At 35.8% G+C, this 16062-nt stretch carries 10 protein-coding genes; 5 read left to right on the top strand and 5 right to left on the bottom strand.

The genetic code is table 11. The annotated features are described in order from the left end of the window. The first annotated feature begins 42 nt into the window (after positions 1 to 42). Entirely contained in the window at positions 43 to 5253 is a 5211-nt protein-coding gene (locus ABDW27_RS11135; protein WP_343695966.1) for a T9SS sorting signal type C domain-containing protein, read from the top strand. A 61-nt stretch (positions 5254 to 5314) separates the two neighbouring features. Here ABDW27_RS11135 and ABDW27_RS11130 read toward each other — a convergent pair whose 3' ends face one another. The 4 genes from ABDW27_RS11130 to ABDW27_RS11115 all read right to left on the bottom strand — a co-directional run bounded on the left by ABDW27_RS11130 (position 5315) and on the right by ABDW27_RS11115 (position 9195). Continuing rightward, a complete protein-coding gene (locus ABDW27_RS11130) occupies positions 5315 to 6181 on the bottom strand; it encodes a cupin-like domain-containing protein (RefSeq protein WP_343695965.1) in 867 nt (288 codons plus the stop codon). 81 nt (positions 6182 to 6262) lie between these two features. Continuing rightward, the gene (gene bioB / locus ABDW27_RS11125; protein WP_343695964.1) at positions 6263 to 7351 is read right to left on the bottom strand and encodes a biotin synthase BioB; all 1089 of its coding nucleotides are present in this window, start codon (positions 7349 to 7351) and stop codon (positions 6263 to 6265) included. Between the two features lie 171 nt (positions 7352 to 7522). Then, a complete protein-coding gene (locus tag ABDW27_RS11120) occupies positions 7523 to 7960 on the bottom strand; it encodes a hypothetical protein (RefSeq protein WP_343695963.1) in 438 nt (145 codons plus the stop codon). Positions 7961 to 8262: 302 nt separating this feature from the next. Beyond that, positions 8263 to 9195, bottom strand: a complete 933-nt coding sequence (locus tag ABDW27_RS11115) for a bifunctional riboflavin kinase/FAD synthetase (RefSeq protein ID WP_343695962.1) — start codon at positions 9193 to 9195, stop codon at positions 8263 to 8265. A 198-nt stretch (positions 9196 to 9393) separates the two neighbouring features. Between ABDW27_RS11115 and ABDW27_RS11110 the strand changes: the two genes are divergently transcribed. Next, the gene (locus ABDW27_RS11110) at positions 9394 to 12057 is read left to right on the top strand and encodes a reprolysin-like metallopeptidase (protein WP_343695961.1); all 2664 of its coding nucleotides are present in this window, start codon (positions 9394 to 9396) and stop codon (positions 12055 to 12057) included. Positions 12058 to 12143: 86 nt separating this feature from the next. Here ABDW27_RS11110 and ABDW27_RS11105 read toward each other — a convergent pair whose 3' ends face one another. Further along, positions 12144 to 12827, bottom strand: a complete 684-nt coding sequence (locus ABDW27_RS11105; protein WP_343695960.1) for a ComF family protein — start codon at positions 12825 to 12827, stop codon at positions 12144 to 12146. Between the two features lie 98 nt (positions 12828 to 12925). Here ABDW27_RS11105 and ABDW27_RS11100 point away from each other — a divergent pair, with 98 nt between their 5' ends. The 3 genes from ABDW27_RS11100 (at position 12926) to ABDW27_RS11090 (ending at position 15997) form a co-directional block, all read left to right on the top strand. After that, positions 12926 to 14467, top strand: a complete 1542-nt coding sequence (locus ABDW27_RS11100) for a glycine--tRNA ligase (protein ID WP_343695959.1) — start codon at positions 12926 to 12928, stop codon at positions 14465 to 14467. A gap of 262 nt (positions 14468 to 14729) precedes the next feature. Further along, positions 14730 to 15587 (top strand): LytTR family transcriptional regulator DNA-binding domain-containing protein, encoded by an 858-nt coding sequence (locus ABDW27_RS11095; RefSeq protein WP_343695958.1) that lies wholly within the window; start codon positions 14730 to 14732, stop codon positions 15585 to 15587. 176 nt (positions 15588 to 15763) lie between these two features. Then, positions 15764 to 15997 carry a hypothetical protein gene (locus ABDW27_RS11090; protein ID WP_343695957.1) on the top strand — a complete coding sequence of 78 codons (234 nt, stop codon included), beginning with the start codon at positions 15764 to 15766 and terminating at the stop codon, positions 15995 to 15997. The last annotated feature ends 65 nt before the right edge of the window (positions 15998 to 16062 follow it).

Below are 16062 nucleotides of genomic sequence, written 5' to 3'. Positions count from 1 at the left end.
TATTTGAATTTGAGCATTTCTCCTAATTTAAAAAATAATACGATGGAAAAAAAACTACCTGCCTGGTTTATTAACCCACAATTTTCAATCTTTTGTTTTTCTTTATCGAATAGTACTTCTCAGTTTTCGTTTTCTAAAGTAAAACTTTCTATTCTATTTTTATTTTTTAGTATTTCAATCTGGGCTCAGCATCCACCATTTACAGCAAGTGGTTCTATGGTTGTTCCTGCAGGTATTGATAAAGTCACCGTACAGGCATGGGGCGGAGGCGGTTCAGGAGGAGGCGCTTCTCCAACTGCAATAAACGGAAGAAGCGGCGGAGGCGGAGGCGGAGGTGCTTACGCTACCCGTGCAGATATTCCGGTAATAGCAGGGAACACTTTAAATGTTGTAGTGGGAACCGGAGGGGCAGCTGCCCCGGGAAATGGAAATGCAGGTGGTAATTCTACCATTACAGGTTTCGAATCTACCATTCTTGCAGAAGGTGGTGCAGGAGGCGGTGGAAATGGAGGAACTGGAGGTGCAGGGGGATCAACATCTGTTTCAAAAGGATCTACAGTAACAGCCGGAGGTACAGGAACCAATGGTGGAAGTATTGCTCTAGGGCTGCTTCTTGGTTCTGGAACAGGAGGAAATGGAGCGACTCCTAATCCGGGTACCGGTGCCGGTGGTGCCGGTCATCCTACAGTAGCATTAACAACTTTACCAGGTAACCCGGGAAGTATAGCAGGAGGAGGAGGAGGAGGAGCTATTAGTGCTTCGAGTGTACAAAATGGTGGTGCAGGTGCTAATGGTCAGGTAAATGTAATCTTTACTTGTCCGACTTATAGTTTAGCCAGCCCTACTACTGCTTCCAATGTTTGCGTAACTTCAGGTACTTCGACAGTATTGTTAACATCAACTGCGGCTGGTTTACCTACAGGTCCTTATACCGTAACATATAGTACAACCAACCCAACACAAACGAATTTAACTGCTTTAATGACTGTTATCACGGGAGGTACTGGTACTTTTACAGCTACGGGTTTAACAACAACCGGAACCAGTACAATTACGATTACAAGATTAACATCCTCAGTATGTATTACAAATATATCAACTAATAATACTGCAAGCGTAACAGTTTCACCAGCTACAGTTGGAGGAACAGTAAGCGGAGGAACCACAATATGTGCGGGAGCTACCAGCGCCGCATTATCTTTAACTGGTAATGTAGGTTCAATATTAAAGTGGCAGTCTTCAACAGATAGTTTTGCTACGTCTACTGATATTGCAAATACAACAGCATCTTATACTTCTGGGGCTTTAACACAAACCACTCAGTTTAGAGCGGTAATTCAAAGCGGAACTTGTTCTGTTGTAAATTCAGCTGCAACAACTGTAACGGTTAACCCTTTACCACAGGGAAGTTTAACAGCCAATGGTCCGTTTTGTGCCACAGGTTCAGGACAGTTGACTTTTACAGCAACAGCCGGAACAGGACCATATACAATAGTTTATAAGGAAAACGGTGGGGCTGATCGTACTCAAACAGGAGTTGTAAGTGGAACACCATTTAATACATTCACCACACCAGTAACCGCTACAACCGTTTATACCTTAGTTTCTGTAACTGGAGCAAATACCTGCAGCCGTAGTACAGGTTTTACAGGAGGCTCTGCAACGATAACAGTAAATCCATTACCACAGGGAAGTTTAACAGCCAATGGTCCGTTTTGTGCAACAGGTTCAGGACAGTTGACTTTTACGGCTTCGGCCGGAACAGGACCATATACAATAGTTTATAAAGAAAACGGTGGGGCTGATCAAACAGCGACAGGAGTCGTAAGCGGAACACCGTTTAATACATTTACTACACCTGTTACGACAACTACTACTTATACTTTAGTTTCAGTAACTGGAGCTAATACATGTTCAAGAAATACAGGTTTTACAGGCGGTTTAGCTACGATAACCGTAAATCCTTTACCACAGGGAAGTTTAACAGCAAATAGTCCTTTTTGTGTAACAGGTGCTGGACAGTTAACTTTTACGGCTTCGGCAGGAACAGGACCTTTTACTGTGGTTTATAAAGAAAATGGAGGAGCAGATCAAACAGCATCAGGCGTTATAAGTGGAACTCCGTTTAATACATTTACTACACCTGTTACGACAACTACTACTTATACTCTAGTTTCAGTAACTGGAGCTAATACATGTTCAAGAAGTACTGGCTTTACAGGTGGTTCAGCCATGATAACCGTAAATCCTTTACCACAGGGAAGTTTAACAGCTAATGGTCCTTTTTGTGCCACAGGTGCTGGACAATTGACTTTTACCGCAACAGCTGGAACAGGACCATATACAATTGTTTATAAAGAAAATGGAGGAGCAGATCAAACAGCAACTGGGGTTGTAAGTGGAACTTCGTTTAATACATTTACTACACCTGTTACGACAACTACTACTTATACATTAGTTTCAGTAACTGGAGCTAATACATGTTCAAGAAGTACAGGTTTTACAGGCGGTTCAGCAACGATAACCGTAAATCCGTTGCCGCAGGGAAGTTTAACAGCCAATGGTCCTTTTTGTGCCACAGGTGCTGGACAATTGACTTTTACGGCAACAGCAGGAACAGGACCTTATACAATTGTTTATAAAGAAAATGGAGGAGCCGATCGCACAGCATCAGGTATAGTAAGCGGGACACCATTTGCTCCATTTACCACACCAGTCACGACGACTACAGTTTATACATTAGTTTCGGTTACGGGAGCGAATAGTTGTGTTCGCAGTACTGGTTTTACAGGCGGTTCTGCTACTACAACAATTAACCCAATTCCGGTACCAACGTTTACAACACAGCCTGCTGCTTCAGTTTGTGTGAATACAGATGTTATCTATACAACACAAGCTGGGCAATCTAATTATGTTTGGAATGTTCCGGGAGTTTTAAATACAGATTACATTATCACTGCAGGAGCAACTTCGACAGCAAGTAATTCCGTAACTGTACAATGGCTCACTATTGGGAACAAAACAGTTACGGTGGGTTATACTTCAACAGGATGTGCCTCAAGTACAAGTGCAAGCAATACAACGACAGTTATAAAAACAGAGCGTGGTGCCGTTCATGGCGGAACTCATATTTGTGCCGGAGATCCAAGTCCGTTATTAACGCTGACCGATTATACAGGAACAATTGTACGCTGGGAATATGCAGAAGCTATTCCATACGTTTGGCAGCCTTTTGCTCACACATCAAACACGTATCAGCCGGGAGTATTAACCACGAGCACTAGTTACAGAGCCGTTGTCAAAAACGGAATTTGTCCGGAGGAATTTGCCATAGAAACAAGAATCGATGTCGAACCTAAACCTTCAACGCCAATATTGGCAGTTATTACGCAGCCAACTTGTGTGACACCAACCGGAAGCGTGCAGTTGACTGGTTTGTTGTCATCTCCTAATTGGACTATTACGCAAAATGGAACTGTTGCTCAAACCTATATGTCTACAGGAACCACTTATACAATATCAAATTTAGCTCCCGGTAATTATACTTTTACGATACATGATATAAACATCTGCCCTTCTTTGCCAACGATTAATCTTGAAATAAAAGCACCTGTTACAAATGTTTGGAATGGTACCAGCTGGTCAACAGGAAGTCCGCCAATTGCAACCGATGCTGTTCGTTTCTCAGGAAATTATTCTACAACTGGAAATCTAAGCGGATGCTCTTGTATCGTAGATCCGGGAGCGAATGTTACAGTAAATTCTAATCATACACTCACCATCACAAATTCGGTAAGCAATAATGGAGGGTTATTAACTTTTGAAAACAATGCCAGCCTTTTGCAGATTAATGATGTTGTAAATACGGGAAATATCATATACAAACGAAATACAACGCCGGTTAGGAGATATGATTTTACGTATTGGTCTTCGCCAATTGTTCGTACGCCGCCTTTTACTCTGCACGATTTATCGCCCAATACACTTTCTGATAAATATTACAGTCATAGTGCAATTAGCGGATGGATAATAAACTATAATGGAACTCTCGAAATGAAACCAGGTTATGGCTACATTGTTAGAGCGCCTCAGGATTATGATATAAATTCTCCTGTTGTTTATAATTCATTTTTAGAAGGAGTTCCCAATAATGGAACAATTACGGTTCCTTTACTTGCAGCTGAGAAATCACATTTGTTAGGGAATCCTTATCCGTCAGCCATATATGCAGATCAGTTTATTTTTGATAATTCGGCTAGTTTGTATGGTACGTTATATTTCTGGACTCATAACTCTGCACCTAGCAGTTCTGTACCGGGAGATGCCCAATTTAATTATAACAGTGATGATTATGCGATTTACAATTTAACAGGAAGTACAAGCGTTGGAAACCTTACAGGTCAGGGCGCAGGAACACCAGGAAATCAAATACCGCCTTTGGGATACATAGCAGCGGGTCAGGCATTTTTTGTAAAAGCCAGAAATACCACTACAGCCGTCTTTACTAATTCGATGCGCGTTTCGGGCAATAACAGTCAGTTTTTTAAAGCAGCTGAAACCAATAAAACAAATGTCGAAAAACACAGAGTGTGGCTAAATATGACCAATACACAGGGAGCTTTTAAACAATTATTAATTGGATATATTGAAGGAGCAACTAATACCTGGGATAATAATTATGACGGAGTTACGATCAATGGTAATATTTATTTGGATTTTTACAGTATTAATGAAGGAAGAAAATTAACCGTTCAGGGGCGTGCGCTGCCTTTTACTGATGCTGATATAGTTCCTTTAGGATACAGGTCCGGCATCGAAGGGGAGTTCTCAATTGCTATTGATCATGCTGATGGTAATTTGTTGAATCATCCTATTTATATAGAAGATAAAATGACAAATACTACGCACAACCTACAGGAGAGTGATTATAAATTTACTACTTCAACCGGAACTTTTCTGGATCGTTTTGTGTTGAAATATAATTCATCAACATTAGGAGTTGATGATTTTGAAAATCAGCAAAACAATGTTTTGGTTTCTGTAAAAAACAAAAACATAAAAGTAAATTCAAACAGCGATTTTATAAAAGAAGTTTCCATCTTTGATATAGGAGGAAAATTAATTTATAATAATAAGAAGATAGAAAATACCGAATTGCAGATTTCAAATCTTCAGTCTGGCAATCAGATTTTGATTGTAAAAGTAACTTTAGACAACGGAAAAACAGCAACAAGAAAAATTACATTTCATTAAAAACTTAAATGGATATAAAGTAAAAAACCGGCTGTAAAATTAATTCTACAGCCGGTTTTTTTTAAGCACTCTTTCGTAAGTTTTGATGAGTGTTTTGAATTGCTTTTTCGTTTTTATAATCAATCCATTTCTGACCTTTAAACTTTCGCATCAGAATATCAAAATAACGCATGATAAAGACATTATATGCGGCTTTAGATAAGTTGGTAATGTTTTTAGGGAAAGAACGTAAACTCATTGAAAATCCAGGCGTTAAATATTTCATATAATGCCAATATCCTTCAGGCATATACAATACTTCTCCATGTTTAAGATTCGTGATATACCCTTCGGCATTTTTCAACGCTGGAAATTTTTCATAATCAGGATTGTCAAAATCAATATCTTCTCTTGAAATCAATGCATGTGGAACTTTATACATGTATTTTGACTGATCCGGCGCAAAAATCATGCACTGTTTTTCTCCATGAAAATGAAAATGAAGAATATTCGAATAATCAATATCATAATGCATAAACACTCTTGCGTTTTCACCTCCAAAAAACAGCATTGGTAACTGCCTGACTAATTTTAATCCTATATCAGGCCATAAAAAGTCGTCTTTTAATGCAGGAACATCTTTCATTAAGTTGTAAAGAAAAATGCGGTAATTGGTTGGTTTTGATTCTAAAAGATGAATATAGTCGCTCATTTTCATTGTAAGGTGAGCTTCATTAAATCCTTCTTCATGATTTACAGGACGATCATCGTATAAAGGAACAGTAACATCGCCTGCAATATCATTAATATAAGACAATTTCCATTTGTGATAGGCAGGCCAGTCTTCTGTCAGCTGCTCAATCACAACGGGAATTTGCTTTTTTACATATTGGGAAATAAAATCTTCTTTTGAGATTTTTTTGACCCGTTCTATTTGTTTTAACTTCATTTTTATAAATAAAAAAATTGCTTATAACTCTGTGTCATAAGCAATTTAAAAATATTTATCGAGATTTTTTAACTCTTTTACTTAAATTTTTGATTTGATCGAAGCTTCAACATTTCTTTCAATAGTATGTCCCGGTCTTGACCACTTAGGTTTTTCTCCTAATGAAGCAAACTGAGAATCAGCGGCTTCAACAGTTTTTGGCTGAGAAACTTTTATAAAAGGTTTTTGCGGAATCAATCCTAACATTTCAAACATTTTCATGTCTTCATTTACATCAGGATTTGGAGTTGTAAGTAATTTATCTCCTGCGAAAATCGAATTGGCTCCTGCAAAAAAGCACATAGCCTGACCTTCACGTGTCATATTGGTTCTTCCGGCAGATAAACGAACCTGAGTTTCCGGCATAACGATTCGTGTAGTTGCCACCATACGAATCATTTCCCAAATTTCAACTGGTTTTTCTTCTTCCATCGGAGTTCCTTCAACCGCAACTAATGCATTAATAGGCACAGATTCCGGCTGCGGATTTAAAGTTGAAAGTGCCACAAGCATTCCGGCTCTGTCTTCGATACTTTCTCCCATCCCAATAATTCCGCCGCTGCAAACCGTAACATTTGTTTTACGAACATTTTCGATAGTTTGTAAACGGTCTTCAAAACCACGTGTTGAAATAACATCTTTATAATATTCCTCAGAAGTATCTAAGTTATGATTGTAAGCATATAAACCGGCTTCTGCCAAACGCTGAGCCTGATTTTCAGTAAGCATTCCAAGAGTACAGCAAACTTCCATATCAAGTTTATTAATAGTACGAACCATTTCTAAAACCTGATCAAATTCTTCACCATCTTTTACATTTCTCCAGGCAGCTCCCATACACACACGGGAAGATCCGTTTGATTTTGCACGCAAAGCTTGAGCTTTTACCTGACTTACAGTCATTAAGTCATTTCCTTCAACTCCGGTATTATACCTCGCAGCCTGAGGGCAATAACCACAATCTTCAGGACATCCACCTGTTTTGATTGATAATAAAGTAGAAACCTGAACGACGTTTGGGTCGTGTTTTTGTCTATGAATCGTTGCTGCTTCGTAAAGCAAATCCATCAAAGGCTTATTGTATATGGCTATAATTTCGTCTTTAGTCCAATTGTGTTTTGTAATGCTCATGGATAACTTGTTTTTTGTAACTTCAAATGTAATTAAATTTTTCAACCAACAACACGGAGTGCTTTAATTGAATATTTGATGGTTATTTTAAAAAAAGAAGCACTTAAAAATCATACAATTGTGTTTTTTTATGATTTTTAAGTGCTTAAATGAGTTTTTTATTCGGAATAATTAATCAGCAGCATATTTATTGTTCCAATACAGCATTGTCATTAAAGTAACAATTACCGAAGAAGCAAGTCCTTCAAAAAGCAGACAAATACAATAAGTTGGTACAGAAGGATTTCCTCCAAACATAAAAGTTTTCGATAACGTTTCTACATAAGCATCGCCGCCTCGGGCGTAACTGTAAACTAATAAACCAAAAACGCTTAACGCAACACCCACTACCGAAGTAGCCATTGCCGAAACAGCGTTTGATACGAAGCTTGTTTCTCCCTCGTGAAGGTTCATCTGCATTGTTTTATTCACGCCATAAAATATAAAAAATACGTTAAGCGTACGCAGGTAAAACAAATCTGCTAAACCTAAAACATTCATCAATAAAAAATAAAGTCCAATTCCGAGGAATATTAAAAAACCGTTTGTTATTTCTTTAGGTAATTTCATAGTGGTTATTTTTTAGGAAGTTAATAGTAAACGTTTGTAAAACAGAGTTCTATATCAAATTTACTAAAAAAATAACTACGATGATCTAAAATGGGTAAAATGTTGCGAAACAGATTAGTACTTTAAAAAATAAAGTATTTCGCCTTAGAAATGTAGTATTTGCAAGACATTTGCGAGTAAAAGCCACATTTATTAATAATGTTTAATCGTGCAAAATATATCTCGTAGAGATTTTATATCGGTAGAATTATAAACGTATAATGAGTTGTCCCATAGGGACTAAAAATGAATGCAATTAAAAATTATTGAAGCCTGCTTACAAAGTCTAAAGCATCTCGTTTATCTTGATTTAACTGAGCTTTTAATAAATCAAGCGAGCCGAATTTTTGTTCTTCACGAAGATATTGCAATAACGAAACTTCGACCTTTTTGCCGTAAATATCAGCATCAAAGTCAAAAAGATTTACTTCGATGGTTTGTTTCTGTCCGTTTACAGTTGGGTTGAAACCAATATTCATCATTCCAAAAACTTCTAAATCATCGATAAGAGTTTTTACAACATAAACACCATTTTTTGGAATCAATTTGTACTCTTCTTCAATTTGAATATTTGCAGTAGGAAAACCTATTGTTCTTCCTAATTGTTTTCCCTTAACAACTTCACCGCTTAAGAAATAATCGTAGCCTAAATATTCGTTGGCCAAATCCATGTTTCCTTCCGTTAAAGCTTTTCTGATTTTGGTAGAACTTACAGAAACATCTTGAATTTCTTCGGCAGAAATCTGTTCAACTTCAAAACCATATTCAAGTCCAAAAGCAATTAAATTGTCAATATTTGCCGTTCTGTTTCTTCCAAAACGATGATCGTGTCCAATGATAATTTTTTGAATTTGAAACTGATTTACCAAAATGGTATGAACAAATTCTTCTGCGGTTAATCTCGAAAAACTTTCATTAAAAGGATGAATGACTAAATTTTCAATTCCGGTTGCTTCCAGAAGTTTTGTTTTTTCAGAAATAGTATTGAGAAGTTTTATTTCTGATTTCTCTTGTAAAACCATTCTAGGGTGCGGAAAAAAGGTAAGTACCAGACTTTCGTATTTTCCATTTTCCGTGTTTTGAGTAATCCTTTCCAGAATTTTTTTATGACCAATATGTACGCCATCAAAAGTACCAAGAGTTAAAATTGTTTTCTTGGTCGAATGGAAATCGTTTATAGAATGAAAGAGCTTCAAAACAAATTATTTAAGATGGTGCAAATTTATACTATCTATTTTAAATTTTGTACTAAGGCGAATTGATTTTTTAGGAATATTATGCTTCTTTTGTCGAAAAAATAACGGACTCGTCGACTAAAAAACGTTAAATGTCGTTTATATGTAAGAATTTGATTTAATTCAACTAAATTTGATTTCATAAAAATATCACACAGCATGAAGAAACAACTACTTTATTTTCTGATACTATTTTCATTTATAAAAATTCATGCCCAAAGTGATGACTTATGGCAAAAAGTAAATTCGGTTTCTGCTAAAAGAGCAGCAATATCTGATTCTGAAAAATTGTATTATAAACTAAATGCAGAATCTTTAACGGCTAAGCTTGCTCAAACAACACAAAAATCTTCTTTAAATGCTAATGTTGAAGTTACAATTCCTAATAAGCAGGGAGTTTTAGAAAGATTTCAGGTTTGGGAATCTTCAAATTTTGATCCTGAACTACAGGCAAAATATCCAGAAATCAGAGCTTATGAAGGAAGCGGTTTAGACGATAAATCAGCAAAAATACATTTTAGCCTTTCTCCAAGAGGAATTCAAACTATGGTTCTTAGAGCTGATAAAGCCACTGAATTTATTGAAGAAAATCCAGACGACAAGAGCGAATATGTTTTGTTTTCATCAAAAGATGCGGCTTCAAAACTAAAATTAGAATGTAAAACTTTAGATGCAGTTCTGGATAATAAAACTTCCAAAACGGCTAAAACAGCTTCAAATAATAAAGTTTTTAAAACACTGCGTTTAGCATTATCCTGTACCGGAGAATACACAACTTATTTTGGTGGAACAAAAGCCGGAGCATTAGCGGGTATGAATGCTACAATGACAAGAGTAAACGGAATTTTAAATAAAGATTTGGCAATAAAATTAGTTTTAATTGCCAACAATGATGCTGTAATTTATACTGATGCTTCTACAGATCCTTATTCTAATGCTTCTGCCGGTGCAGATGGAGCCTGGAATCAGGAAGTTCAAACGGCTTTAACAACTACAATTGGTAATAACAATTATGATATTGGACACTTATTTGGAGCTTCTGGCGGCGGCGGAAATGCTGGCTGTATTGGCTGTATTTGTACAAATCCAACTACTGGTGATCCATTAGCAAAAGGAAGTGCTTATACATCTCCTTCTAATGCAAAACCTGAAGGAGATACTTTTGATATTGATTTTGTAATTCATGAATTTGGGCATCAACTTGGTGCCAATCATACTTTTTCTTACGATGCAGGAGAAAGAACTTCTGTAAATGTTGAGCCAGGAAGTGGTTCTACAATTATGGGTTATGCCGGAGTAACGGGCGATTACGATATACAAAATAATTCAGATGATTATTTTGCTTATGCCAGCATTTTACAAATTCAAAACACACTTGCCGGAAAAACCTGTCCGGTTAGTGTAGCTTTAACAAACAATCCTCCGGTAATAAATGCCGGTGCCGATTATACAATTCCGTTTAATACACCATTTGTTTTGAAAGGAAGCGGTTCAGATCCTGAAGGAGATACCGTTACCTATAACTGGGAAGAATATGATAATGCCACAACAACAGCCGGAGGGAATAGTGTTGCGTATCCTGCAAAACCAGACGGGCCATTGTTTAGATCCGTAGTGCCAACAAGTTCGCCAATTCGTTACATGCCAGATTTTAATTCGGTACTTCAAAATAAATTAACGACCACTTGGGAATCTGTTTCGTCTATTTCCAGAACATTAAATTTTACTTTAACAGGAAGAGATAATGCCGCCTTAGGAACTGCCCAAACGAATACCGATGCTATGGCTGTAAACGTTGTTACGACTGCCGGACCTTTTACCATAACCTCTCATAATGTAAACGATGTAAGCTGGCAGCAAGGCACAGCTCAAACGGTTACATGGGCTGTAAACAATACCAATACGCTGCAAGGATCATCAACAGTAAATATAAAATTATCTACAGATGGAGGTTTGACATTTCCAACGACTTTGGCGGCTAATACTTCAAACGATGGATCAGAAGTTATTACACTTCCAACTAGTATAACATCTTCAACTAATTGCAGATTGCTTATTGAGCCAACTGCCAATATATATTATGCTTTAAACAGCAAACCATTTGCAATTGGATATACTGCAATAACAAATTGCAATTCATATAGTTTTGGAAACGCTTTTAGTATTCCTTACTCAACAAGTTATACATCAAAAACAGTAAGCGTGCCTTCTTCAACAGGAAATATTTCTGATGTGAATGTTTCTGTAAATGTTACACATACCAGATTATCTGACTTAGAAATTCAAATAATAAATCCGCAGGGAACTATTGTTCGTTTATTTAATAAATCATGTGGAGGAACAAGCTCAACTCTTGCGCTGCAGTTTGATGACTCAGGAAATGCTTTAGATTGTAGTTTGACAACAGAGCAAATTGTTATTCCTGCCGAAGATTTAATCGTTTTTAATGGTCAAAGTCCGGCAGGAACATGGACATTTAGAGTTCGTGATGCTGTTTCAGGAATGTTCGGAACCATAAATTCGGCTTCAGTAAATATTTGTACACAAACTTTTACTTTAGGTACAGATGATTTTGAAAGCCTGAATTTTGCGCTTTATCCAAACCCAAACAAAGGAAACTTTACCATTCAGTTTGCAAGCGAATCAAATGCAGTAAAAGTATATGTGCATGATGTTTTGGGTAAAAATATTTATTCAAATACTTTTCAGGTTTCGGGAGATTTTAATCAAAACATTCAATTGCCAAATGTTTCGGCAGGAATGTATTTGGTAACGGTTGTGGATGGAAACAGAAGAACAGTAAAGAAAATAATAGTGAACTAAAGATTTAAATTCCAATAAAAAAATTCCAAATTCCAAGAAAAACTAAGTTTTGGAATTTGGAATTTTTTTATTGATTTTTTTCTAATTTAAGAGTTTGCCATGGCCATACAGACGATGCTGATTTTAGTTCCCGGAATTTTTAATAATGCTCTGGAACACGCTTCGAGCGTAGCGCCGGTTGTGAGAACATCATCAACAATTAGAAAATGTTTGTTTTGATTTTCTTCTGTTGAGGTTACATCAAAGATATTTTCGATATTTTCAGATCTTCCTAAAAGATTTTTCTTCGATTGGGTTTTAGAATATTTCTTTCGATATAAAACCGAATCATTGTAAGGAATTTTTAAACCTTCGGCCAAAGCCTTTCCAAAAGTTGTTACCTGATTATAACCGCGTTCCTTAAACTTTCGCGGATGCAGCGGAACCGGAATTATGGCATCAAAAGGATTTTCAAGTTTTAATTCTTTCAAATCTTCAACATACCAATTTCCTAAAACAACTCCAATTTCTTCATGACCTTTATATTTCAGGTTATGAATGAGTTCCTGAACAATTCCTTTTTTGTTGAAATAAATAAAAGCAGAAACATGCTGGGTTTCGATTTTGCCGTAAAACTTCTTAACGGCTTCATTTTTTGAATCTAAATGATATTGAGTAAGAGGAAGTTCATGACGACAATTAGTACATAAAACAGTTTCATTTGTCATTAAAACAGAGCGGCATCCGGAGCAAACTTTAGGGAAAAAGAGATCAATTATAAAATTAAACACAAATAGAAAGAATTTAGTTACAAAAATAGCTAAATTTAAGCTTCAAACTTTTTTATTTTTCTTTTTTTTATAAGTACTTTTTATATTTTTGCATCACTATGGCAAAACAAGAAGATATATTTAAGAATGTGGTTTCGCACGCAAAAGAGTACGGATTTATTTTTCCGTCGAGCGAAGTTTACGATGGATTGAGTGCAGTGTATGATTACGCACAAAATGGTGTCGAATTAAAAAAGAATATCCGTGAATATTGGTGGAAATCAATGGTTCAGATGAATGAAAATATTGTCGGCCTTGATGCTGCAATATTAATGCATCCAACAACCTGGAAAGCTTCAGGCCACGTTGATGCTTTCAATGATCCGTTAATTGATAATAAAGATTCTAAAAAAAGATACAGAGCAGACGTTTTAGTTGAAGATTTTGCTGAAAAAATTCATCAAAAAGCGCAAAAAGAAATTGACAAAGCAAAAGCTCGTTTTGGCGATGCATTCAACGAACAGGAATTTGTAACAACAAATGCCCGTGTAATTGAATATTTAGCACGCGAAAAAGAAATTAGAGAGCGTTTAGGACGTTCTTTAGGAAATGGCGATTTAGAAGATGTAAAAGCTTTAATCGAAGAACTAGAAATTGCTGATCCTGAAACCGGTTCTAAAAACTGGACAGATGTAAAGCAATTCAACTTAATGTTCGGAACTAAATTAGGTGCATCTGCAGAAAATGCAATGGATTTATATTTACGTCCTGAAACAGCACAAGGTATTTTCGTAAACTTTTTAAATGTTCAGAAATCTGGTCGTATGAAAGTTCCTTTTGGAATTGCTCAAACGGGTAAAGCATTTAGAAATGAAATCGTAGCAAGACAATTCATTTTCCGTATGCGTGAATTCGAACAAATGGAAATGCAGTTTTTTGTACGTCCGGGAGAAGAAATGAAATGGTATGAGCATTGGAAACAAACTCGTTTAAACTGGCATTTATCTTTAGGATTAGGAAAAGAAAATTACCGTTTTCACGATCACGAAAAATTAGCGCATTACGCAAATGCGGCGGCAGATATTGAATTTAATTTCCCATTCGGATTCAAAGAATTAGAAGGAATTCACTCTCGTACCGATTTCGACTTAAAAGCGCACGAAGAATATTCTGGAAGAAAATTACAATATTTCGATCCTGAACTAAACGAAAACTATGTGCCATACGTAGTAGAAACGTCTGTAGGTCTTGATCGTATGTTCTTAGCGGTTTTTGCAACATCATTGCAGGAAGAAACTTTAGAAGACGGTTCTGAAAGAACAGTACTAAAACTACCTGCAGTTTTAGCACCAACAAAAGCAGCAGTTTTACCATTAGTTAAAAAAGATGGATTACCAGAAATTTCTAAAAAAATCATCGAAGATTTAAAATGGGATTTCAATGTTGCTTATGATGAAAAAGATGCTGTAGGTCGTCGTTACAGAAGACAAGATGCATTGGGAACTCCGTTCTGTATTACAGTAGATCATCAAACTCTTGAAGACGAAACAGTAACAATTCGTCATAGAGATACAATGAAACAAGATCGTGTAAAAATATCTGAATTAAGAGGTATTATTGAAAACGAAGTTTCGATGAAAAACTGGTTGATGAAAATGTAATTATTATAATTTACATAATATAAAATCCCAAATTCCGTGGCGGAGTTTGGGATTTTTTTAATTTTAGACCCAATGTATTTTGCCGAATATTTATGTATTTCGTCTTTATGTATCAACATTTGGCTTCAATATATTAACAATGAGATTTTTAGATGTGCGAATTGCGTAACTTTATTTGGGCATCTTATTTAAAATAATTTTTTAAAGAAAATGATGAAACGATCATAGTCGGGAATTCATGAAAAATAAGTAAAAGTTTAAGTTGAAAAAATACACATACATTATTGTTGACAATGACGCCGAAAGTGTTTTGAAAACCAGAATCGTTGCAGAAGGTTTTTCAGAATTAACCTTTATAGCTTCGGCTACTAATTATCAACAAGGACTTAATCTGGTTTTAGAACACCGGCCTTCGTTTGTATTTTTAGAAATTGATCCCGAAGAATCTTTCAGTAATTTATCACTTTCATTTATTGGAGAACTGTACCGGTATTTATCAGCAATTCCGAAAATTATTATAACTACAACAAAAAAAGACCTGGCTTTTGAAGCCATTCAATATTGCGTTTTAGATTATATCATAAAACCTTTAACCCATGTAGATTTAGTAAAAACACTTTTGAAATTTGAAAAGGATTTTGCAGAACCTAAAGAACCAAAAATTTTAACAGCCAAACCAGATAATATTATCGCAAATGAAATCCCTGTTTTAAAGCAGGAAAATATTCCGGTAACAAGTTCAAGTCTAAGCATACAGCAGGAAGCGCAGAAACCGCTTGTAATTTGCATTAAATCATACGGAGATCATCGTTATATACATGCAGATGATATTTGTTATTTTCAGGCGGATAATAATTCTACCGATATTTATTTGAATTCCGGCGAAATGATAACGGCATTTAAGACATTAAAACATTTTGAGCAGGTTTTAAGCTATCCATTTATCCGTATTCATAATAGCTATATCATTAATAGAAATTATATAGCGAGAATTCATAACGGAAACTCACTTTGTTATATAAGAAACTCCACAAAAAAAATTCCTTTCTCAAAAACCTATAAATCAAACGTTGATCTAATTATTGCTGATTTTTCTGCAGGAAATTACTTAGAAGTCTAGTAATTAGGTAATTACATAAATTTGGTACTCATTGACTATCAATTGGGTATGTTTCACCACGAAGCTATTTTTTCATATAGATTTTTTTTGATTCCGGTAGTAGTTTTACACCCTGATTCGCTGATAACAGCAATCAAAGGCCCCAAATAAAAAAATCAAATTAAACACATTAAGTTATGAAAAAGACAGCTTTAACATTCGGATTATTTTCTTTAGTAGCAGTAGCAACTTCATTTGCAAACCCAAATATTGTTTCAAATGCAGAATCAAGAATTGTACCGCCATTTGACATTGACGGAGGAGCAACAGGAGGACAAAAGAAAGCAGATTTTCATGCGTCAAACGGAAACAAACAACTAGGTTTTTCAAGTGTTAATCAGTCTATCGGAACAGATAAAAAAGTAGATTAACTACAATTTTAAATAATTTTTGAGGCTGTCAATTTTTTTGACAGCCTTTTTTTGTGTGTATAGTT

Source organism: Flavobacterium sp. (assembly GCF_039595935.1).
GTDB lineage: Bacteria > Bacteroidota > Bacteroidia > Flavobacteriales > Flavobacteriaceae > Flavobacterium.
This window is presented reverse-complemented; position numbering and strand designations above follow the sequence as displayed.